Origin of the sequence: Collimonas arenae (assembly GCF_001584165.1) — a bacterium.
GTDB lineage: Bacteria > Pseudomonadota > Gammaproteobacteria > Burkholderiales > Burkholderiaceae_D > Collimonas > Collimonas arenae.
The window spans coordinates 3,082,732-3,104,844 of sequence record NZ_CP013233.1 but is presented as its reverse complement, the minus strand read 5'-3'; the positions used below and the strand labels follow the sequence as shown (position 1 = coordinate 3,104,844).

Genomic DNA, 22,113 nt, shown 5'->3' with positions numbered 1-22,113 from the left:
AAAAAGACCGGACAGATCGTTGATCCGTCCGGTCTTTTTCATTGCACGGCGAGGTTGATCGCAGAAGGGGACGCGAAGCTTACCCGGTATTGCGCAAGCCCGCAGCGATGCCGTTGATGCTCAGGTGAATGCCGCGCTTGACCCTTTCCTCTGTGGTTCGTCCTGCCGCGGTCACGCTGCGATGGCGCTTGATCAGTTCAACCTGCAAGTGATTCAGCGGATCGAGGTAAGCGAAGCGGTTCTTGATCGAACGCGCCAGCAGCGGGTTGCCTGACAGACGATCCTTGGCGCCGGTGATGGCCGACAGGACGTTGCTGGTGCGTTCATGTTCATCGACGATGCGCTTGAAGATGCTGTTGCGCAACTTGCGGTCGGTGACCAGTCCGGCGTAGCGCGAAGCCACTGCCAGGTCGGTCTTCGAGAGCACCATGTCCATGTTCGACAGCAGGGTGGCGAAGAACGGCCATTCCTTGTACATCGCGCGCAGGGTCGCCAGTTTTTGCGCTTTCAGCTTGCTGTCCTTGCCTTCCTGCAGCCAGCTTTCTATGGCGCTGCCGAAACCGTACCAGCCTGGCAGCAGCAAGCGGCATTGACCCCATGAAAAGCCCCACGGAATTGCGCGCAAGTCTTCGATGCGGCGGGTTGCCTTGCGTGAAGCAGGGCGCGAGCCGATGTTCAATTCGGCGATTTCGGCAATCGGCGTTGCGGCGAAGAAGTAATCGGTGAAGCCTGGGGTTTCATAGACCAGGTTGCGGTACGACTGGTAGGCGCGTTCCGACAGGCCATCCATCAACTCCTCGAATTCCCCCAACTTTTTGCTTTGCTTGGCGTCGGCGTCGTTCGGCATCAGGCTCGCTTCCAGTGTTGCCGCCACCAGCAGCTCCAGGTTGCGGCGGCCAATCTCCGGATTGGAGAATTTCGAGGCGATGATCTCGCCTTGCTCAGTCAGGCGGATCTGGCCGTTGACAGTGCCTGGCGGCTGCGCCAGGATCGCCTGGTAGCTCGGGCCGCCGCCGCGACCGACGGTGCCGCCGCGGCCATGGAACAGGCGCAGTTTGACGCCGGCGCGGTCGAACACGCGCACCAGCTGGATTTCAGCTTTATACAGTTCCCAGTTGGAGGTCAGGAAGCCGCCATCCTTGTTGGAGTCCGAATAGCCGAGCATCACTTCCTGCAACTTGCCTTGCTTGGCGATCAGGCGCGCCACCGGCGGCAGCGCCATGAACTGCTCCATGATGGCGGCGGCGCGGCGCAAGTCGGGAATGGTTTCAAACAGCGGGATCACCATCACTTCTAGGGCGCCCGTGTCTTTGCCGCCCTTGGCTTCCGGACGTAGCAGACCGGTTTCCTGTTGCAGCAACAAGACTTCCAGCAGGTCAGAGACGGTTTCGGTGTGCGAGATGATGTAGTTGCGGATCGAGCGGGCGCCGTACCGTTGGCGCATTTCACCCGCAGCGCGCAGGATCGACAGCTCTGAAACGGTCTCGTCGGAGTAGTCGATATATGGCGAGTACAGCAGGCGTGGCTTGGCCAGTTCGGCAAGCAGCAGCTCGATCTTCTGTTCTTCGCTAAGCTTGTCATATGCACCCTCTACCTGTGCCTGCGCAAACAGTTCGGTCAGAACGCGCTCGTGCACGTCGGAACTCTGGCGCATGTCGAGCGATGCCAGGTGGAAGCCGAAAATTTCGGACGCGCGCTTGAGTGTCGCCAGGCGCGGTTTGATCAATGCGCTGCCATGGTGGGCGCGCAGCGAATCTTCGACGATTTGCAATTCCTGCGTGAATTCCTGCGGTGTTGCGTAATGTGCAGCGGCGCCGACTTCCTGGCGCAGGATGTTGGTCGCGCCAAGTTCACGTGCGGTCGAAGCCAGGCGGGCGTAGATCCCGATCAATGCTCGTCGGTACGGCTCGTCGGAGCGGTGATCCGACGTATCCGGCGAACTTTCTGCCAATGCCAGCAGCTCCTGGTTGACGCTGACCATCAAGGTCGACACCGATAATTCGGCGCCCAATGCATGTACTTCTTCCAGGTAGAAATCAAAGATGGTGGTCGATTGCCGAGTCAATGCGCGTTGCATGGTGCTGGCGTTGACGTTGGGATTACCGTCGCGGTCGCCGCCGATCCAGCTTCCCATCTGCACGAACGGTGCCAGTTCGGCATTGGCGCTACCTTGACGGGCGCGCGTTGGAAATTGGGTGGCGATTTCGCCTTCGATGTCGTCATACAGCGCCGGTAGTTCGCGCAGGAAAGTGATGCGGTAATAGGACAGCGCGTTTTCGATTTCGTCGGCGACGGTCAGCTTGGTATAGCGCAGCATGCGGGTTTGCCACAAGGTGGCGATACGGCCGCGCAGCAGCTCGGTGTTGTCGCGCAGCTCCTTGGCGGTCAGCGGGCGGTCGCGCTCGGCCAGCAGGCGAGCGATTTCGCGTTCCGCGTCGAGGATGCTCTTGCGTTGCACTTCGGTCGGATGGGCAGTCAACACTGGTGAAATCAGCGCATCCTTGAGGAAGTTGCGCACTGTTGCGCCGGAGACGCCGGCATCGTCCAGCTTGCTCAGTGCATGGGCAACGCTGCCGGCTTGCGGTGCCGAACCTGCCAGTAAATGGGCGCGGCGGCGGCGGTTATGGTGCTGGTCTTCGGCGATATTGGCCAAATGCGAAAAATAGGAAAACGCACGCACCACCGAATTGGTCTGATCGCGGGTCAGTTTCTTGAGCAGCTTATCGAGATCTGCGCCGGCTTGGGGGTCCGACTCGCGGCGGAAGCGAACCGCTGTCTGGCGAATGGTTTCTACCACTTCAAATACCGCATCGCCCTCTTGTTCGCGCAACACGTCGCCCAGCAAACGGCCCAGAAGACGAATATCTTCTTTCAGCGGCGCATCTTTGTTGGGAGGGGATTTTTTAACCTGGACAGCAGAATTCAATTGTTTTGCCATTTTAACGAGTGCAATCAGCTTTTCTGGGGTGAGGGAAGAGGGCGTGAAACAGAGTTACCAAGAGTTAGCAAGAGATTAAACGCTTGCGATATAACTATTTCGATATAGGATGTACAACTGAGGCTGCAGGGAGCGCATGGTAAAATCCGCCGCGAAAATGATGCGTTTCGCTGTGCGTTCTGGTATGGCTTGTTGGCGTTCGGATAACTCCGTTCCGGCGACATCTGCTGCGTCAGGGGCATGGCTAATATCTGAAAGAACCTGTGTCGAAAATATCCTCCCCGTCAAAGTTAGTCATTGCGTCGCGTGAAAGTCGGCTGGCCATGTGGCAAGCGGAACACGTGCGCGCCCGGTTAGTTGCATTATATCCAGACTGTAATATAGAAATCCTCGGCATGACCACCCGCGGCGATCAAATTCTTGATCGTACCTTATCGAAGGTCGGCGGCAAGGGTTTGTTCGTCAAGGAATTGGAAGTGGCGATGGCAGAAGGCCGTGCCGACCTGGCGGTGCACTCGCTCAAGGACATGCCGATGGAGTTGCCGTCGGGGTTTGCGCTGACCGCCGTGCTGGAACGCGAAGACCCGCGCGATGCTTTCGTCTCGAATGACTATGCGTCGTTGGATGCGCTGCCCGCCGGCGCCGTGGTCGGCACCAGCAGCCTGCGCCGCCAGGCGCTGATTGCGGCGCGTTTTCCACAGTTGCAAATCAAGCCGTTGCGCGGCAATCTCGACACCCGTCTGGCCAAGCTCGATCGCGGCGAATATGCCGCCATCATCCTGGCCGCGGCCGGCTTGAAACGGCTCGGTCTGGCCGATCGCATCAAGGCGTTGATCGAACCCGAACAGAGTTTGCCGGCGCCAGGGCAAGGTGCGATGGCTATCGAGATTCGCGCTGACCGTACTGACCTGCAGCAAATACTGGCGCCGTTGAACCATCTGCCGACCGCGCAGGCAGTTACCGCCGAGCGCACCTTGTCGCGCGCCTTCGGTGGTAGCTGCCAGATTCCGCTGGCGGCGTTTGCGACGATCGCTGGCGATCAGATGCGTTTGCGCGCGATGATCGGCACGCCGGATGGCAAACAAGTTGTAACTGCTGATGCCAGTGGTGCGGCGGATGCGCCGGATGCGCTGGGCCGGAAGATTGCGGAAGCGCTGGAAACTCAGGGCGCCGCGGCGATCCTGACGCTGTGTAAAGAGGATAGTTAGTGTCCTCGCGCAAAGATGTTGCGAGTCCCATACCATTACTAGTTCTACAAGGCGGCCATGCAGCCTGATCCATCTCTGCCTCCCATCGTCATTACCCGGCCTGCGGCGCAAGCTGCCGCATTGGCTCGGCAAATTGCGGCCCGCGGCCGCCAGCCGGTCATTTTTCCGCTACTGGAAATCTTGCCGCTGGATGACGATACGGCGCTGCAAGCCGCGCTGGCCCGGCTCGACGACTACGCGTTGGCAGTTTTTGTCAGTCCCAACGCGGTCGACGCCGCGTTTCGCCATATCTCCCAATGGCCGTCGCAACTGCCGATCGGCATTGTCGGCGAAGGCAGTCGGGCTGCGCTGGCCCGGCATGGGCTGACAGCTCAGAACGTCACGATCTTCAATCCGCCCGATCCGACCAGGTCAGATTCCGAGGGTTTACTGCAAGCGCTTGACCTGGCTGCCCTGCGTGGCCGCCGGGTATTGCTGGTACGCGGCGAAAGCGGCCGCGAACTGCTGGCCGATGCTTTGCGTGCCGCCGATATCGAGGTGATGCCGATCGCCGCCTACCGACGTCGGGCGCCGCGGCTCGATACTGCGCTGAAAGCACAGCTGCAGTTGCTGCTGGACAGCCGCAACGACTGGATCGTGACCAGTTCGGAAGCGCTCAGGCATCTGATTGACTTGGTCCGGCAAGTCGAAAACGGTGGCGATGTTGCAAAAATCCAACAGCAGAAACTCGTTGTCCCACATGCCCGTATTGCCGAAACAGCATATGCGCTTGGATTTACCGACGTCACACTCACCGGCTCAGGCGACGAACGACTACTCGACGCGTTACAATTCCCGCTATGAACGAAACGCAACCTATTCCAGAATCGAGCCAGCAAGCTGGTCCTGCCGTCAGTGCGACGGCTTCGGCGTCTGCGGCGCCGCAACCTGTGCTGCCGCCATTTAAGGTCAATGAGGCCAAGAGTCCGGGGCGACAGCTTGGCCTGGTCTATCTGATCCTGTTGCTGCTGGCCTTGTTGCTGGCCGCGCAATGGTGGTCGATGCACACTGAGAATACCCGCCTGCGCCAGGAAATCGCACACCGTCTGCAGGTCGGCGACAGCACCAATACCGAAACCAAGGTGCTGGTGAAGTCGGTGCAGGACAATACCAAGGAACTGCAAGGCAAGGTTAGCGTGTTGGAGAACAAGCAGGTCGAGGCGCAGAGTCAGCAACTGGCGCTGGAACAGCTGTACAAGGATTTGTCGCAGAACAGCGACGAGCAGGCGCTCTCGGAAGTCGAGAATGTCTTGTCGACTGCCAGTCAGCAATTGCAGTTGGCCGGCAACGTCCAAGGCGCGCTGATTGCATTGCAGAATGCCGACAAGAGCCTGTCGCGTTCCGACAAGCCGCAATTCATTATCGTCCGCCGCGCGATTGCGCATGACATCGAGAAGTTGAAGGCTTTGCCGACACTGGATGTCACCGGGATTGCAGTACGCCTGGATAGCGTGATCAGCCAGGTCGACAGCATGCCGCTATTGTCGGATGAAAAGCCGATCGTCGGCGTCAGCCAGCCGAACAACCAGGCGCTTGTCAAATCCAAGCCTGGCAAGTCTGCGGCAACAAGCGGTGCGTCAGCGTCGGCCGCAGCCGATACAACCGCAAGCGACTGGAAGATCAGCCTGAAAAATACCTGGCAAAGCTGGAGCACCGAGATGTGGACCGAGATCAGCCAACTGATTCGTGTGCGCAGCGTCGACAATCCGGATGCTTTGCTGCTGTCGCCAACCCAGGCCTATTACGCCCGGGAAAACCTGAAACTGCGTTTGCTCAACGCGCGCCTTGGCCTGCTGTCGCGTAACGAATCGGCTTTCCGTAGCGACCTGATCGCCGCACAGGAAACCATCACCAAATATTTCGATACCCGTGCCAAGCAGACCCAGACTGTGCAAACAATGCTGAAACAGGTGCAGAACAGCAATCTCTCGATCACCATGCCGGCGCTGGATAGCCCCGTGGCGATCCGTACTTATAAAGGCAAGCCATAGTCATATGCGATTCTTTCTCCGGCTTGTTGCCCTGTTCGCGGTCGCCATCGGTCTGGCTGTGGTGGCGCGTTATAACCCCGGTAACGTGGTGCTGTTTTTCCCGCCATACCGGATTGACCTGTCGCTGAATTTCTTTGTCGTATTGCTGCTGATCCTGTTCATACTCCTGTATGTGGTGATCCGGGCGATTCGTGTGACGCAGAAATTGCCTGCGCGCGTGATCGGCTATCGCCGCCACAAGCGCGAAACAACGTCCAACAATGCGCTGCGCGACTCCCTGAAATCGCTGTTCGAAGGGCGTTTCGGCCAGGCTGAAAAGGCCGCTACGCGCGCTGCGGAATTGCCTGATAACCTTGGCGTGGCGGCATTGATCGGCGCTCGCGCCGCACACCGCATGGGGCAACCTGAGCGGCGTGATATCTGGCTGGCCAGCATCGAAGATAATGAACCGTTGAAAACCGCGCGACTGATCACTACGCTGGATCTGTTGGTTGATGAGCATAAATCGCAGGCGGCGCTGGAAGCCGTCAATGAGTTGAATGCCAGCGGCACGCGCCATATCCATGCGTTGCGGCTGGCGCTGAAAGCCAATCAGCAAGCCAAGAACTGGCCGGAAGTGTTGCGCCTGGTGCGCACGCTGAACAAGCATGATGCCTTGCATCCTGCGCTGTCGACGCGTTTGCGCGAACTGGCCTACGATGGTTTGCTGTCGGACGATTCGCACGATGCCGAGTCGATCGCCCGTCTGTGGGCTACCGTGCCGAATGAAGACCGGATCAAGCCGTTCATCGCGATGCGTGGTGCCAGCGCGTTCAACAAACGTGGTTTGCACGACGAAGCCCGAGCCATTGTCGAGAAATCCCTGGCGGCGGAATGGGATGTGCGTCTGTTGCCGGTCTACCGCGACGCGGCAGCGGCAGAAGCCTCGCCTGAGCTGCTGGCGCAAATCGAGCATTGCGAACATTGGATGGCTAAGGCGCCGAATAATGCTGAACTGGCTTTGACCTTGGGAACATTCTGCTTCAAGCAGAAATTATGGGCAAGGCGCAGCGTCATCTGGAGCAGGCCCTGTCGGATGCCGAATCGCCAGGCACGGTGCGCGAAGCACATCTGAAGCTGGCGCAATTGCACGAAGCCATCGAGCAACCGGAACTGGCTGCTGAACATTATCGGCAGTGTGCGTTGGCGACGATGTTGTAGGGCAGCAAATTCCTCTCGTTGCCTGCGACAGGGAATAAAACGGGGCCGGGATTGACGCGGTGTTTGCGCGTCAATCCCGGCCCCGTTTTTATGCCAATGACATCGCAGATGGAGAGCGTAACTGCCTCAATTTGCGGCGGCTTTGTAAAAAATGCCAATCCTACCCTATACTTATCGTCCGTCTTTATCATGGAAGAGATTCGTTGAACAACCTGTTATTGGTTATCGCAGCATTATTTTTGGTAGCACTCAATGGTTTTTTTGTTGCTGCCGAATTCGGTTTAGTCAAATTACGCCAGACCCGCATCCGTGCCATCGCCAAGACTCAAGGCCTGCGCGGCCGGATTCTAGCCACAGTGCATCGCCAGTTGGACGCCTATCTGTCCGCATGTCAACTCGGTATCACGCTTGCTTCGCTGGGACTCGGCTGGATCGGCGAACCGGCGTTTGCCAACCTGTTGCATCCCGTGTTCGATCTGCTCGGTATCGGCACCCCTGAACTGATCCACGGCATCTCATTCTTCTTTGCCTTTTTCCTGATTTCATTTTTGCACATCGTGGTAGGCGAGCTGGCGCCAAAGACTGTCGCCATCCGTAATCCCGAAGTGATCGGTTTGTGGTGTGCGGTGCCGTTGTATGGCTTCTACTGGGCCATGTATCCGGCCATCTGGGCCCTCAATGCGAGCGCCAACTGGTTGTTGCGCCTGCTTGGCCTGGCTGGCGCGCACGGCCATGACGCGCATTATTCGGCGGACGAATTGAAGCTGATCTTGCGCGGCAGCAGCCGCGCCGGCCAGAAGTTCAATCGCGACGAATGGAACGTTCTGGCGCAGTCGCTCGACTTCAGCGAGCTCGAAGTTTCCGACCTGATGCGTCCGATCAATGAGATCACGGCGCTGCACCAGTCGCGCAGCCTGGCGGAAAACCTGGAAACCATCTATCGCCATCGTTTCAGCCGTTATCCCTATTTCGACCAGAGCGGCGTCAACGTACTGGGTATCATCCATTTGAAAGATTTGTTCATCGCGCAGCAGGAAGGCAAGTCGATTGAAAGCCTGAACGCCTATTTGCGGCCGGTAGAATACGTTTCACCGCGCATGGCCGCGTTGGAGCTGTTCCGTCGCTTCCGTACCGGCGCGCCGCACTTCGCGATCATTGGCAAGAAGGGCACGAAGCCGGAAGGCTTCATCACGCTCGATAACCTGCTGGGAGCGATGGTGGGTGAGATTCGCGACGAATTCCGTCGCAACGACAACGAATGGAGCCGCCTGGATGACGGCACCTTGCTCGGCAAGGGTAGCCTGCCGATCTTTAGCCTTGAACGCATCCTCGGTATCGACGTCGTGATTGATGGTGATGAGGATGTCGATTCGGTCGGCGGGCTGATCATGGCCAAGTTGGGCGATCTGCCGCACGAAGGCCAGAAGATAGCGTTCGACGGCTTCGATATCGTCGTCAAGAAAATGAACGGACCGCGGATCGTGTTGGTGAAAGTCTATCCGGCGCAGCGTGTGGCTGACGCCGAATAGGACTATTTCCGCATTATTGCTAGTACCAGTATTTGGCCTTTTGCGCCCACGGTTCGTTGGGGTGCTGGCTCTTAAGTAACTGGTATGCCGCTTTCGAGACCCGGCTGGCGTTGCTGCTGCAGGCGCCGCGGGTGCGCTGGATCAGGAAGTACAGCGCCTTCGGTACGTCAGCGTCGGCCGGATTCTTTTTGGCGTAGCTCAACAGTTTGTCGCCGAAGTAATTGACGCCGCCGCCGGCCTTGGCGATTTGCTGGGATTCCCTGCGCGCCCGCTGTTGCTCGTCGCTGTTCAGGTATGACAGGCTCGTAGGGGTGGTGGCGGGACGTGCGCACCAGTCACCGAAGTTCTGCCAGTTCGCCACTTCCGGCTGCAATTCCGGGCTATTGGCCCAGATTATCAGCGCCGCATTTTCCTTGTCGGCGGGCGTGCGCGCTTGCTGGTAGCGTTGCCACAGGTTGGCGGTGGTTTTCTTGTCCTGGGCGATGGTAGCGCTGACCTGATCGACGCTAGCGTAATCGCCCAGCACCAGCCCGCGCATCCAGATACTTTCCGCCAAGCGGGTTTTCCAGACTTTCGGCGTGTTGGCGTCCTGCGCCAGCATCATCCATTCGCTGAGCGGCAAAGCGTTGTTGAGTGCGGCGAAGCCGTCATCGTCGAGGCCGTCGCTGCTGACTTCCAACCAGCGCCGTTGAGCGGCATCGGCTTCCGCCGCTGCGGCGGCATCGTTCGGTTTTGCGGCGGCGTTCTTGCGCGCCTCGATGGCATAGCTTTTGACGTAACTTTCCGATTGGTCAACTGGATGGCGCCACAGGGCTGCGATGAAGTCGCTGCGCTTCGGCGCTACCGGCAAGGCCAATGCGCGCCACAGATTGACGCTGCTCGCCAGTGTCTTGTCATTGCCCTTTATTTCCGGCGCTGAACTACGCCAGACCGCGGCATCCTGTTTCTGCGCCTGCAGATGGCGGCTCGTGTAATAGCGTGCGCTTTGATAGGCCGGCGAGTCGGCCGGCAAACTGTCGGCGGCTTTCATCAAATCCGGCGCTGCCTTGCCGAGCGGTGCGCTGCTCAGCGCCGCGATTAGCCATTCTGGGCTCTTTTCCTTTTGCCAGCGGCTTTGCGCCTGTGTGTAGGCTTCAGCCACCGATGCAGCATGCTTGATGTCTTCGGCGCTCGGCTTGCCGGCGCTTGCCGGCATGGCGGGACTGCGTTGCTGCATGGTCAGGATCCACAGCGTCATCGGATCGAACCTGGACCACAAGGTGCTATCTGCATTCTCAAATCGGTCGAGCAGGCTCAGGTAGTCAGACAGGTCCTGGGCTGTCTGGCCGCTAGGCGGGTTGAACGAAGCGTTCGCCAGCTTCTTGCCGAGTTCCGGCAGGCGCTGCTCCGGATTCAGCCGGATCTCCAGGCGCGCCAGCATGCCTTGTGCCGGTGCATATTTGCCGGCGATGGTACGCAGCTCGTTGCGCGCGGTCTGCAAGTTGCTGATGTAGGCTGGCGAGCCGGCGCTTTCATTCAATTCGGCTTGGCGAATCAGCGATCTGGCGGCGAGATAGGGGGCGATGCGCTGCCACGGCGATTTACTGTCGGCGGCGATTGCCTGGAACAGCTTGCGTGCCGTGATGAAGTCTTGCTTATAGAACAGGGCGGCCGCGCTTTGATAAGCGTAGTCGGCCTTCAGCCAGGCCGGGGCGGCGTCTGGTAGCGGCGCCAGCACCGTGGCGTTGCCGCCGGCGCATTGGCTGAACACGACATCCTGATTCTTCACCCATGTCTTGAGCCATTGAGCGCCATCCGATTTCTTGCGGGCCTCCAGTGTCTGGGTGGCATTGTCGAACGCATCTTTCGGGCAGTTCAGGTAGCTTTGAAAGCTGTCCTTTGGCCCCACGGCGCGCCACGGATCGAGCGTGGTGATGGCGGCGTCTGCATATGGCTGGCGTGCCTGCAGCCACGCATCGACGCCGTCGTGACTATACATCCGGTCTTGCAGCAGCGCGGTGCCCCAGCCGGCGATGCCGAGCGCTTCCGGCGCGGCGGCGCCGATCGGCTGGTTGTGTAAAGCACGGTAGGCCATGAACAGGTAGACCCGCCAATAGCCGTTGCCGACGATGCCTAGTGTGCCAGCGGCATAGCGCCCCAATTCCGGTTGCGAAACAAAGTTGTCAGGCGCAAAACGATTGTAGCTGTCTTCATCGCCGCCGCTGGCGTGCGCCAACAGCGGCGCCAGCGCCAGCAGTACGCATGCGCTTAGCCTGCGGTGGAGCGATGGTGGGCTTAATTGAGACTGCGTCGGCGGAAGTATTTTCATATTCGTCAAATGGCAAAGGACAGAGAATCGACAGCAGCAGATTTTACGGCAGAAGCGACCCCAGGCGCACGGACCAGCTAGCCATTGGCGTGGCCGACCAGGCCTCGCGGTTGAACAGGTACAGCCGTTGGCTACGCAGCTTGCCGGGCCATGGTTGCTCGTCGAGCGACAGGCCCAGGCTTGGTTGGCATTCCGGGCGCGGGAACCGGCCGTCTTCTTCGAGTATGTTGCGCATGTGCGGCGTATCGCCGGCCATGCGAAACGCCATCGGCACCACTTCATCTGCCGGCAGGTCGCTCAGCCAGGCATCGCCGACGCACCAGGACGCCAGGGCGGTGATCGACAGCGCCACATTTGCCGGCAGTGCTGCGCGGGTACTTCTGACGACATCGGCAAGGAACGGCTTCTGGCTATGCATGACCTCGAAGTCGAGCTGTACTACCTGACTCGGACTGCGTGCGGCGGCGGCAAGCACCGCGCCGACGATCGTCTTTTTCTGCTTTTCATTCAAGGCTGGTTTGTGTTTGCCGCGTGCCAAGTCGATATGTACGATAGGCACCACCGGCGCCTTGTGCTGCAAACCCGTTTTCGAATACCAGGCAGCCGGCAGCTGTAGGGGTTGCTGGCGCCGACGTACATTGGCGACGCCATCGCGCAGCATGACGGTGGTGTCGAGCACGGCAATGCCGATGCGTTGGTCTTGCAAGGAAGGGATCGATTTGGCCGGCGATTCCGCTGCTTTTGCGGTGATGTCATTACTGTTGAGCCAGGTGCGGACATCGTCGGGCCGTTCCCATACCCATAGCATCAGCGGCGGCAGCGCCGCCAGCGCCGCTTGGCGGCTGGCGAATGGCGCCGTCGTCGTCATTGATGTCGGTACATCGACGTTCCCGGCAAGGATATCGTTGCTGCCGGCGAGCAGCAACGCGCACGCCAGCCAATGTTTCAAGCCGAAGCGCCGCGCTGGCTTAGTGATCGGGAGAGTTTGCTTCAAGATGATGTCCTGGATCGGATAAGACAAGAGTGTCGCGGGTAACGAATAGCAATGCGCCAAGTAACAAAAAGGGCAGGAATGGCTTCCTGCCCTTGTACCGATGTTCTCGGCTACCCGCTATTGCGTGGCGTCGCTTATTGCATGAACCAGCCGTGGCTGACCACGATGGACTGGCCGGTCAGCGCGTTGGATTCGAAGCCGCCGAGGAAGATCGCGGTCTGCGCGACGTCGTGGGTAGTGGTGAATTCGCCGTCCACGGTATCCTTCAGCATCACGTTCTTGACGACCTGATCCTCAGTGATGCCCAGTTCCTTGGCTTGTTCCGGAATCTGTTTCTCCACCAGCGGTGTGCGCACGAAACCAGGGCAGATGACGTTGGCGCGAATCTTGTTTTTTGCGCCTTCCTTTGCAACCACCTTGGCCAGGCCGATCAGGCCATGTTTGGCGGTCACATACGGCGCTTTCAGTGGCGACGCTTCGTGCGAGTGGACCGAGCCCATGTAAATGATGGAGCCGCCATTGCCCTTCTTGATCATCTCGCGCATTGCAGCGCGAGTAGTCAGGTAGGCGCCGTCCAGATGGATTGCCAGCATCTTCTTCCAGTTGTCCAGCGTCGAGTCGACGATTGGGGCGATGATCTGGATCCCCGCATTACTGATCAGTACGTCGATGCTGCCATAGGCGGCGACAGTGTCGGCGATGCCCTTGTCTACCTGGGTTTCGTCGGTGACGTTCATCGCGACGGCCATCGCAATACCGCCGGACTGGGTGATTTCATTGGCGGTAGCGGTGGCGGCATCGAGCTGCAGGTCGGCGATCACGACCTTGGCGCCGGCGCGTGCGTATTCAATGGCGATTTCTTTGCCGATGCCGCTGGCGGAACCGGTAATCAGTGCAACTTTATCTTTGAGTGACATGGCATTTCCTTTTTTGGTTACTTGGCAAGATAATCGTAAGCGACCTTGCCTAATGGCAAAGTCAGGTCAGACAAAATATGTACTGCGGAAATGACTTCCAGCACCGGCAGGTCGGCGATAGGCGCCAGCGCATGTGGATGCAGGTCGAGCGCACCGGGGCCGCTCCAGGCGCCTTTGACGGTGATATCGGTCAGGCTGTACTGTACCAGTTCGCAGATGCGCGGAGTGCCGTCGACGTGCGGAATGATCTTCAGCAGGAAGGCCGGCGTTTCCAGTGACTTCTTGATGGTGTCGTTGTCGAGCGTCTTGTGCTTGTAGCCCATGGTGCCGGTGGCGACACGGAAGTCGCTGTAGTCCAGTGTGCCCATCAGGGTATCGGTATGAACCTGTAGTTCCGGATTGCCGAGTTTCTTGGGGAAGCCCCACAGTTCTCGGCCGCCGGCGATCGGTGGATGATCGTTCAGGTACATGCTGTGTACGTAGCCGCCAGCCACGCCGTCCAGCGTCACAGGAATAACTTGTCCCGATTCGCAGTAATGGCCGAAACCGGTGGAATCGGGCATCTTGATGAATTCGAATTTGACGATGGGTTCGACAAACTGCAACGGGGCAGGGATAATTTTCTTGAGTGCTTCCGGATCGGTGCGATAGGTGATGATCAGGAATTCACGATCGACGAAACGATAAGGGCCGGGAGGAAAGGCCGGATTGTGGAGCGGCATCGCAAAGGCATTGCGGCGTACATCGTTTTCAGTCATATATCTTCCTTCATGAAAAGACTTGCTGGTGGCAATGCGGCAACTGAGGCTGCATGCATCGCTTGTTTGGGACCGCGGAGACTATCAAAGGTTTAATATTTTTCAACATGCATTAGAGAACCGGCCGTCCATTTTTAACTTTATCGAGTAACGAATGCCAGGTGCACGAATGCGTCGGCAGATAAAGATACATGTCCGGCATCTTTAACGATACATAACAATTGTGACAAGACCATCTCAAATCCCGTTCGATAAAAATATCTCCTGACAGATTTATCAAAGGATCGATACTGGCAGTGCACCGTAGCTGAGTTTTAATACGGCTGTCGATAATCCAAGGCAGCCGTATTTACAATGATTGCATAAAATGCAATTCTTTGTTGTTTGTTGTAATTTACTTGAGTCATGGTAGCGTTATCAGCTAAAGTTGCGCTCTTTTTTATATCTTTTCATCTTCAGGATTCGGGGAGGAATCGGCAGCTGAATCGATAGAGATAAAAAAAGCAACCTGTTATGATCAGAGCGGGCTCTACTGCGCTTGTGAGGGTAGCGAGTCGTGACGATATTCTAAAAAGAACGTAGTAAAAACGGAGAGGACAAATGGCAAAACCAGCGCTGTACAAATCGCTCTATGTGCAAGTATTGACCGCCATCGTGATCGGTGTCGTGCTTGGACATCTCTATCCGGAAACCGGGGCTGCAATGAAGCCGCTCGGCGACGGCTTCATCAAACTGATCAAGATGATCATCGCGCCGGTCATTTTCTGTACCGTCGTGATCGGCATCGCCGGCATGGAAGACATGAAGAAAGTTGGCAAGACCGGCGGTCTGGCGTTGCTGTACTTTGAAATCATGAGCACCGTGGCCCTTATCCTCGGCATGATCGTGGTCAACGTCTGGCATCCGGGTACCGGCATGCATATCGATCTGACCACGCTCGACACCAAGAGCATCGCTGCCTATACGGGGCCAGGCAAAATGGAGTCGACGGTCGATTTCTTCTTCCACATCATTCCAGGCAGCTTTGTCGATGCGTTTGCCAAGAACGAAATCCTGCAGGTGCTGCTGATCGCGATCCTGTTTGGTTTCTCGCTGCATAAATTCGGTGGCCGCGGTACGCTGGTGTTCGATTTCATCGAGAAGTTCTCGCATGTGCTGTTCGGCATGGTTGGCCTGATCATGAAGGTCGCACCGATCGGCGCCTTCGGCGCGATGGCTTTCACCATCGGCAAATACGGCATCAGTTCCTTGTTGTCGCTGGGCCAATTGATGGGTGCGTTCTACCTGACCTGCCTGTTGTTCATTTTCGGCGTGTTGGGTGTGGTCGCCCGGATACACGGCTTCAGCGTCTGGAAGTTCGTCAAGTACATCAAGGAAGAGCTGCTGATCGTGCTGGGCACCTCGTCCTCGGAATCGGTGCTGCCGCGCCTGATGGGCAAGCTGGAAAACCTCGGCGCCAAGAAGTCTGTGGTCGGCCTGGTGATTCCGACCGGTTATTCCTTCAACCTGGACGGCACCTCGATCTACCTGACCATGGCCGCGATATTCATCGCCCAAGCCACCGATACGCCGATGTCGCTGATGCAACAGCTGACCTTGCTGGCGGTCCTGCTGCTGACTTCCAAAGGCGCTGCAGGCGTGACCGGCAGTGGTTTTATCGTGCTGGCGGCGACCTTGTCGGCAGTCGGCCATGTGCCGGTAGCCGGATTGGCGCTGATCCTGGGTATCGACCGCTTCATGTCGGAAGCCCGCGCGCTGACCAACACCATCGGCAATGGCGTGGCGACTCTGATCGTGGCGAAATGGACCGGTGAGCTGGACGAGCAGCGCTTGCACAACCAACTGGATGGCAAGGCGATTGATGCCGAGCAGGAGCTGGCAATGCACGACGCAGCAGTTGCTCAGGCTGATCAGCGCGATCACGCTTAATTTATCGGGTGGGCATGCGTGCCCACGCGATGTAGGGCGCAAATGAAAAAGGGGATGCAAAGTGCATCCCCTTTTTTTATGTCTGGCTTGCTGAAATCGCCGCTTAGCTTATTAGCTTAGCTTGGCAGCATGCTCCCGTGTCTCATGGAACACCACCTGCGGCCAGCGCTCTTGCGTCAGGCGCAGGTTGACGCCTGAGGTCGCCAGATAGGCCATGTTGCCAGCGGCATCATAGGCGACGTTGTGGCCGGCGGAGGATTTCTCGAAATCGGCCAGGATCTTCTTGTCGTCGCAAGTGATCCAGCGCGCGCTGCTGATGCTGGTGCCTTCGAACACGGCATCGACGCCATACTCGTTGAGCAAGCGGCTGGCCACCACTTCAAACTGCAGCACGCCGACGCCGCCCAGCACCAGGTCGCTGCTGGTGACCGGTTTGAACACCTGGATCGCACCTTCTTCCCCCAGCTGTTGCAGACCTTTGTGCAGTTGCTTGATCTTGAGCGGATTGCGGATGCGCACCGAGCGGAAGAAGTCCGGCGCGAAGTAGGGAATGCCGGTGAACTGCAGCAGTTCGCCTTCCGAGAAACTGTCGCCGATCTGCATGTTGCCGTGATTCGGCAAGCCGATGATGTCGCCGGCGTAAGCCTCTTCGACCTGTTCGCGGCTCGATGCCATGAAGGTCACCACGCTCGATACCTTGATCTCGCGGTTCAGGCGCAGATGCTTGATTTTCATGCCGCGCTGGAAGTGGCCGGAGCAGACGCGCAGGAAAGCAATGCGGTCGCGGTGCGCCGGGTCCATATTGGCCTGGATCTTGAACACGAAGCCGGTGAAGGCCGCTTCCTTCGGCTGCACGGTACGCACGGTCGCGTCGCGTGCGCCGGGCGGCTGCGCCCAGTCGATCAGTGCATTGAGGATTTCGCGGATACCGAAGTTGTTGATGGCGGAGCCGAAGAACACCGGGGTTTGCACGCCGGCCAGGAATGCCTCCTGGTCGAACGGATGCGAGGCGCCGTGCACCAGTTCGACTTCCATCCGCAGTTGTTCGATTTCACGCGGGAACATTTCGTCCAGGCGCGGATTGTCGATGCCCTTGATGACTTCAAAGTCCTGGTCAGCTTTGTCGTTACCGGCGGCAAACAGCAGGATTTCATCGCGCAGCAGGTGATACACGCCGCGGAAGGTCTTGCCCATGCCGATCGGCCAGGTCACCGGCGCGCACTGGATCTTCAGTACCGATTCCAGCTCATCGAGCAATTCCAGCGGATCGCGGGTTTCGCGGTCCATCTTGTTCATCAGGGTGATGATCGGCGTATTGCGCATGCGGCAGACGTTGAGCAGCTTGATGGTCTGCGTTTCCACACCTTTGGCGGCGTCGATCACCATCAACGCCGAGTCAACGGCCGTCAGCACGCGATAGGTATCTTCCGAGAAGTCCTGGTGGCCCGGTGTGTCGAGCAGGTTGACCACGTGGTCGCGGTATTCGAACTGCATGACCGAGCTGGCGACCGAAATGCCGCGCTGCTTTTCGATGTCCATCCAGTCCGAGGTCGCGTGACGGCCGCTCTTGCGGCCCTTGACGGTGCCGGCCAGCTGGATCGCGCCCGAGAACAGCAGCAGTTTTTCGGTCAGCGTGGTTTTACCGGCGTCGGGGTGGGAAATGATGCCGAAAGTGCGGCGGCGCGCCACTTCGCTGGCGATTTGCTCGCTGGAAACGGTGTTGGCAACGATGTCGGCATCTTCGCCAATGGCGTTCGGCTGCTCGGAAATAGGCTCTTGCATGATGCGTGGTTCAGGCGATCTCGGTCGCCTGCCTTGAGAATAATGAATGCGTGAATGCGAGGAAAACGGGAAACCTGCCTGCGGCGGCCGTTGTTGCGATGGCTTGTTGGCATGTGGGCAGTTTCGATAACCCGCGATTATAACGTATGTGGCGTTGTCGACCATGGTTGTCGCCTATATGAATCACTAAAATGCAGGCGGACGCCGAAGATGAAGGAGTGGCTGTTGCCTGGCTGGTCAATGTAAGAAATTCGATATTAATTTATTAATATCCCCATGTTTTTTGCGCTGTCTGGGTCGATTACTCCACATCGGCGTCAGGCGTTTCAAAATCGGGAATGAAATTAGCAGTGGAATTAGCAACAGATTTGTGGGTGGCGCTCTGTATAATTCCTTCCTCATGTCCGTATCCGAATCCAACAAACCACCGCGATCCACTGATCGCCCAAGCCCCAGAGCACTGCCAGCCGCCCATCTCAGCCGCGCTCCGGGTCGTCACGTCCCGAGCCTGCGCGGCAGGTGCCGGAACGCAATCCGCTGCCGCCTATTATTTTCCCTGAAGAGTTGCCGGTATCAGGCAAGCGCGCGGAAATATCAGCGGCGCTTGCTGCCAATCAGGTCATCATCGTTTGCGGCGAAACCGGCTCCGGCAAGACCACTCAGTTACCGAAGATCTGCCTAGAGTTAGGCCGTGGCCTGAACGGCATGATCGGCCATACCCAGCCGCGCCGGATTGCCGCCTCCTCGACTGCCAAGCGCATCGCGCAGGAACTTAACTCGCCGCTGGGCGAACACGTCGGTTACAAGGTGCGTTTCAACGACACCCTGACCAAGGGCGCCTGGATCAAGCTGATGACCGACGGCATCCTGCTGGCCGAGACGCAGACCGATCCGCTGCTGCGCCAGTACGACACCATCATCATCGACGAAGCGCACGAGCGCAGCCTGAACATTGATTTCCTGCTGGGGTACCTGAAGCAGTTGCTGCCGAAACGTCCCGACCTGAAGGTCATCATTACGTCGGCAACCATCGATGCCGACCGTTTCGCCCGCCATTTCGGCACGCCAGAAAAGCCGGCGCCTGTCATCGAAGTTTCTGGTCGTCTGTATGACGTCGAAGTGCGCTATCGGCCGGTCGATAATGCCGACCGCAGCGGCGTCAATCCTGCGGCCGGGACTGCTGCCGCCAAGCCGAATGCGCCGCAAAGTGCAGCCCAGCGCGACCGCGAACAACGCGACCTGATGGACGCGGTGGTCGATGCGGTCGACGAACTGGCGCGCATCGGTTCCGGTGATGTGCTGGTGTTCTTGCCGGGCGAACGCGAAATCCGCGACGCCGCGGAAGCGCTGCGCAAGCATCATCCGGCGCATGTCGAGATATTGCCGCTGTTCGCGCGGCTGTCGGCGCAGGAGCAAGAACGGGTATTCAAGTCGTCGAATGCGCGCCGCATCGTGCTGGCCACCAATGTCGCCGAAACATCGCTGACGGTACCGGGCATCCGCTACGTGGTCGATGCCGGCCTGGCACGGGTAAAACGCTACAGCTACCGCAACAAGGTTGAACAGCTGCAGATCGAGCCTATTGCACAGTCGGCCGCTAATCAGCGCGCCGGCCGTTGCGGCCGGGTTGCTGCCGGCGTTTGCATCCGCTTGTACGAAGAACAGGATTATCTGCAGCGGCCGAAATTCACCGAGCCGGAAATCCTGCGCTCGTCGCTAGCTTCGGTCATCTTGCGGATGAAGTCGTTGCATCTGACCGATGTCGAGACTTTCCCGTTCATCGAGCCGCCGCCAGGCCGGGCGATTGCCGACGGTTACCAGCTGCTGCAGGAGCTGGGTGCGGTCGACGACAATAATCAGCTGACCAAGACCGGTCGTCAGTTGGCCAAGCTGCCGCTGGATCCACGCGTCGGCCGCATGATTTTGGCGGCGCTGGATAATGTCTGCCTGAGCGAAATGCTGATCATCGCTGCCGCCTTGTCGGTGCAGGATCCGCGCGACCGGCCAATGGAAGCGCAGGGCGCTGCCGACCAGGCACACAAGAAATTCGCCGATGAAAAATCGGAATTCCTGAGTTACCTGAAGATTTGGAAATGGTTCGAGGAAGCCATCGAGCACAAGAAAACCAATCGCCAGCTGATGGATAACTGCCGCGCCAATTTCCTGTCGCAGCTGCGCCTGCGCGAATGGCGCGATGTCCATTCGCAGTTGCTGACGATCGTGCGCGAGCAGGGCTGGCGCCTGAACGAAGCGCCGGCTACCTACGAACAGTTGCATTGCGCATTGCTGACCGGCTTGCTCGGCAACGTTGGCTTCAAGGCCGACGACGATCCGCATTACCTGGGAGCACGCGGCATCAAGTTCCATCTGTGGCCTGGTTCGCACTTGTCGAAAAAGGCCGGAAAATGGGTGATGGCGGCCGAACTGGTCGACACCAGCCGTTTGTATGCGCGCTGCATCGCCCAGATCCAGCCGGAATGGCTGGAGAAGGTTGGTGCTCATCTGCTGAAGAAGTCGTATGGCGAACCGCGCTGGGAAAAGCGCACGGCGCAAGTATCGGCGTCGGAACGGGCCACCTTGTACGGGCTGGTGGTGTACAGCCAGCGTCGCATCAATTTCGGCTTGATCAATCCGCAGGAAGCACGCGAGATTTTCATTCGAGACGCGCTGGTCGGTGGAGAGTTCGAAACGAGAGCACCGTTCTTCGCACATAACCTGAAGCTGATCCGCGAGATCGAGAACCTGGAGCACAAGTCGCGCCGACTTGACGTGCTGGTCGACGATGACCTGATCGCGGCGTTCTACGACAAGCTGATTCCAGCCGATATCTGCAACGGCATCACGTTTGAAAAATGGCACAAGGATGTCAGTGTTCAGACGCCCAAGCTGCTGTTCTTGAACCGCGACGATTTGATGCGTCATGAAGCAGCCGGTATTACCACCGAACTGTTTCCAAAAGTGATGCGCGTGGCCGGCATCGAAATGGCGCTGTCGTATCACTTCGAGCCGGGTACGCCGCGTGACGGCGTGACGCTGACGGTGCCGTTGTTCGCGCTGAACCAGGTCTATGTCGACCGCTGCGATTGGCTGGTGGCTGGCATGCTGAAAGAAAAGGTGCATTTGCTGCTGAAGTCATTGCCGCAAAAGATCCGCCGCAACTGCGTGCCACTGCCAGACTATGCCGCCGGATTTTGCGAACGTATCCAGTCACGCCACGTCTTCGGTCATGGCAATCTGCTGGATGCGTTGATGGCGGATATCCGCAATGAAACCAGCGTCGCCACGCGCAGCACCGATTTCAAACTGGAAACGCTGCCTGCGCATCATTCGATGAATTTCAAGATTGTCGATGAGCACGGTCGCCAGCTCGATATGGGGCGTAATCTGCCTGCCTTGCAGGCTGAGTTCGGCGGCCAGGCGCGTGAGAGTTTCCAGAAGCTGGCGGTGGCGACTGCCGTTGCGGACGCACCTGCGGCTCCGGGCGGTGGCACGGCATCAACCGCCAAAGCCGCGCCGGCGCAGGCTGTCCGCGCCGCGCAGCAGGCGCCATCCAAAGCCGGCGACAACGCCAACGCGCAATTCACCAATCTGACCGGCTGGACCTTCGGCGAACTGCCGGAGTTGCTGGAAATCCAGCAGGGCAAACAGACCCTGATCGGTTTCCCTGCGTTGGTGGATCGCCAGAGTCACTGCGACCTGGAAGTATTCGACGATCCGAACGAGGCGGCGCGTGTCCATCATCTTGGCCTGCGCCGGCTGTTTGCGTTGCAACTCAAGGAGCAATTGAAATTCCTTGAGAAAAATATTCCCGGCTTGCAGCAGATGGGCATGCAATTCCTGGCGCTCGGTTCGCAGGAAGAACTGCGCGACCAGATCATCCACGCCGGTCTGGAGCGCGCCTGCCTGCAGCAGCCCCTGCCGAAGAATGCTACTGAGTTCAACCAGCGCAAGGATGAAGGCAAATCGCGCCTGGGTTTGCTGTGCAATGAAATTGCCCGGCTAGCCGCGCTGATCCTGGCCGAGTATTACGGCTTGCCGAAGAAGCTGCAAGGCGCCAAGGGACATCCGCAATCGGTCGCCGATATCCAGGCGCAGATGCAGTCGTTGGTCAGCAAGCGTTTCATTGCCGACAACGATTATGCCAACCTGACGCATTTCCCGCGTTACCTGAAGGCGATCAATGTACGGCTTGAAAAACTGCGCGCCGATCCGGCTCGTGACGCCAAGTTGATGGCGGAATGGGCGCAGGTCGGCACACCGTGGCAGCGCGCGCAGAAGGATCGGGGCGGCAAGGCCGATCCGAAGCAGGCCGAGTTCCGCTGGTTGCTGGAGGAGCTGAGGGTGTCGCTGTTTGCGCAGGAGTTGCGCACACCGATGCCGGTATCGGTCAAGCGCCTGCAAAAGGTATGGGAGTCGATGCAGCGATAAGGATGGCTGGAGTGGTGTTGGCAGAACGTTACCAACGCCTGAAGTCGCGGATTTAAAGGGGTTTTCGCGTAAAATTGCGCCAAATACCGACC

12 protein-coding genes and 1 pseudogene are annotated in these 22,113 nt (G+C 58.5%); 7 read left to right on the top strand and 6 right to left on the bottom strand.

Going from position 1 to position 22,113, the window contains the following annotated elements:
- Positions 1-79: 79 nt before the first annotated feature.
- Positions 80-2,938, bottom strand: a complete 2,859-nt coding sequence (ppc, locus tag CAter10_RS14280) for a phosphoenolpyruvate carboxylase (protein ID WP_128083087.1) — start codon at positions 2,936-2,938, stop codon at positions 80-82.
- A gap of 263 nt (positions 2,939-3,201) precedes the next feature.
- Here ppc and hemC point away from each other — a divergent pair, with 263 nt between their 5' ends.
- From hemC to CAter10_RS14255, 5 genes and pseudogenes are all read left to right on the top strand, one after another.
- Positions 3,202-4,146 carry a hydroxymethylbilane synthase gene (gene hemC / locus CAter10_RS14275; protein ID WP_082797927.1) on the top strand — a complete coding sequence of 315 codons (945 nt, stop codon included), beginning with the start codon at positions 3,202-3,204 and terminating at the stop codon, positions 4,144-4,146.
- Between the two features lie 57 nt (positions 4,147-4,203).
- Entirely contained in the window at positions 4,204-4,989 is a 786-nt protein-coding gene (locus CAter10_RS14270; protein ID WP_061533919.1) for a uroporphyrinogen-III synthase, read from the top strand.
- Complete coding sequence (locus CAter10_RS14265; protein WP_061533918.1) at positions 4,986-6,176, top strand: uroporphyrinogen-III C-methyltransferase; 1,191 nt, start codon at positions 4,986-4,988, stop codon at positions 6,174-6,176. The genes CAter10_RS14270 and CAter10_RS14265 overlap by 4 nt, the downstream gene beginning before the upstream one ends.
- A 4-nt stretch (positions 6,177-6,180) precedes the next feature.
- Positions 6,181-7,376, top strand: a pseudogene (locus CAter10_RS14260) (heme biosynthesis HemY N-terminal domain-containing protein).
- A gap of 203 nt (positions 7,377-7,579) precedes the next feature.
- Complete coding sequence (locus CAter10_RS14255) at positions 7,580-8,905, top strand: hemolysin family protein (protein ID WP_061533917.1); 1,326 nt, start codon at positions 7,580-7,582, stop codon at positions 8,903-8,905.
- 19 nt (positions 8,906-8,924) lie between these two features.
- Here the strand turns inward: CAter10_RS14255 and CAter10_RS14250 are convergent, their stop codons facing one another.
- From CAter10_RS14250 to CAter10_RS14235, 4 genes are all read right to left on the bottom strand, one after another.
- Positions 8,925-11,213, bottom strand: a complete 2,289-nt coding sequence (locus CAter10_RS14250) for a hypothetical protein (RefSeq protein WP_128083086.1) — start codon at positions 11,211-11,213, stop codon at positions 8,925-8,927.
- Between the two features lie 43 nt (positions 11,214-11,256).
- Entirely contained in the window at positions 11,257-12,207 is a 951-nt protein-coding gene (locus tag CAter10_RS14245) for a hypothetical protein (RefSeq protein ID WP_128083085.1), read from the bottom strand.
- Positions 12,208-12,341: 134 nt separating this feature from the next.
- A complete protein-coding gene (locus CAter10_RS14240; RefSeq protein ID WP_061533914.1) occupies positions 12,342-13,124 on the bottom strand; it encodes a 3-hydroxybutyrate dehydrogenase in 783 nt (260 codons plus the stop codon).
- 17 nt (positions 13,125-13,141) lie between these two features.
- Positions 13,142-13,882 (bottom strand): acetoacetate decarboxylase, encoded by a 741-nt coding sequence (locus CAter10_RS14235; protein ID WP_061533913.1) that lies wholly within the window; start codon positions 13,880-13,882, stop codon positions 13,142-13,144.
- Between the two features lie 600 nt (positions 13,883-14,482).
- On the opposite strand from CAter10_RS14235, the gene CAter10_RS14230 reads away from it, so the two are divergent.
- On the top strand, positions 14,483-15,811 hold the full coding sequence (locus tag CAter10_RS14230; RefSeq protein ID WP_061533912.1) for a dicarboxylate/amino acid:cation symporter: 1,329 nt from the start codon (positions 14,483-14,485) through the stop codon (positions 15,809-15,811).
- A gap of 111 nt (positions 15,812-15,922) precedes the next feature.
- On the opposite strand, the gene CAter10_RS14225 is transcribed toward CAter10_RS14230, so the two are convergent.
- Positions 15,923-17,593, bottom strand: coding sequence for a peptide chain release factor 3 (locus tag CAter10_RS14225; RefSeq protein ID WP_061533911.1), 1,671 nt, complete (start codon positions 17,591-17,593; stop codon positions 15,923-15,925).
- A gap of 519 nt (positions 17,594-18,112) precedes the next feature.
- Here CAter10_RS14225 and hrpA point away from each other — a divergent pair.
- A complete protein-coding gene (gene hrpA / locus CAter10_RS14220) occupies positions 18,113-22,021 on the top strand; it encodes an ATP-dependent RNA helicase HrpA (protein WP_061533910.1) in 3,909 nt (1,302 codons plus the stop codon).
- Positions 22,022-22,113 lie beyond the last annotated feature (92 nt).

Excerpts from the sequence above, each read along its gene's own strand:
- CAter10_RS14240 (WP_061533914.1), bottom strand. The coding sequence starts at position 13,124 with ATGTCACTCAAAGATAAAGTTGCACTGATTACCGGTTCCGCCAGCGGC.
- CAter10_RS14235 (WP_061533913.1), bottom strand. The coding sequence starts at position 13,882 with ATGACTGAAAACGATGTACGCCGCAATGCCTTTGCGATGCCGCTCCAC.
- CAter10_RS14265 (WP_061533918.1), top strand. The coding sequence starts at position 4,986 with ATGAACGAAACGCAACCTATTCCAGAATCGAGCCAGCAAGCTGGTCCT.
- ppc (WP_128083087.1), bottom strand. The coding sequence starts at position 2,938 with ATGGCAAAACAATTGAATTCTGCTGTCCAGGTTAAAAAATCCCCTCCC.
- CAter10_RS14225 (WP_061533911.1), bottom strand. The coding sequence starts at position 17,593 with ATGCAAGAGCCTATTTCCGAGCAGCCGAACGCCATTGGCGAAGATGCC.
- CAter10_RS14230 (WP_061533912.1), top strand. The coding sequence starts at position 14,483 with ATGGCAAAACCAGCGCTGTACAAATCGCTCTATGTGCAAGTATTGACC.
- CAter10_RS14250 (WP_128083086.1), bottom strand. The coding sequence starts at position 11,213 with ATGAAAATACTTCCGCCGACGCAGTCTCAATTAAGCCCACCATCGCTC.
- CAter10_RS14270 (WP_061533919.1), top strand. The coding sequence starts at position 4,204 with ATGCAGCCTGATCCATCTCTGCCTCCCATCGTCATTACCCGGCCTGCG.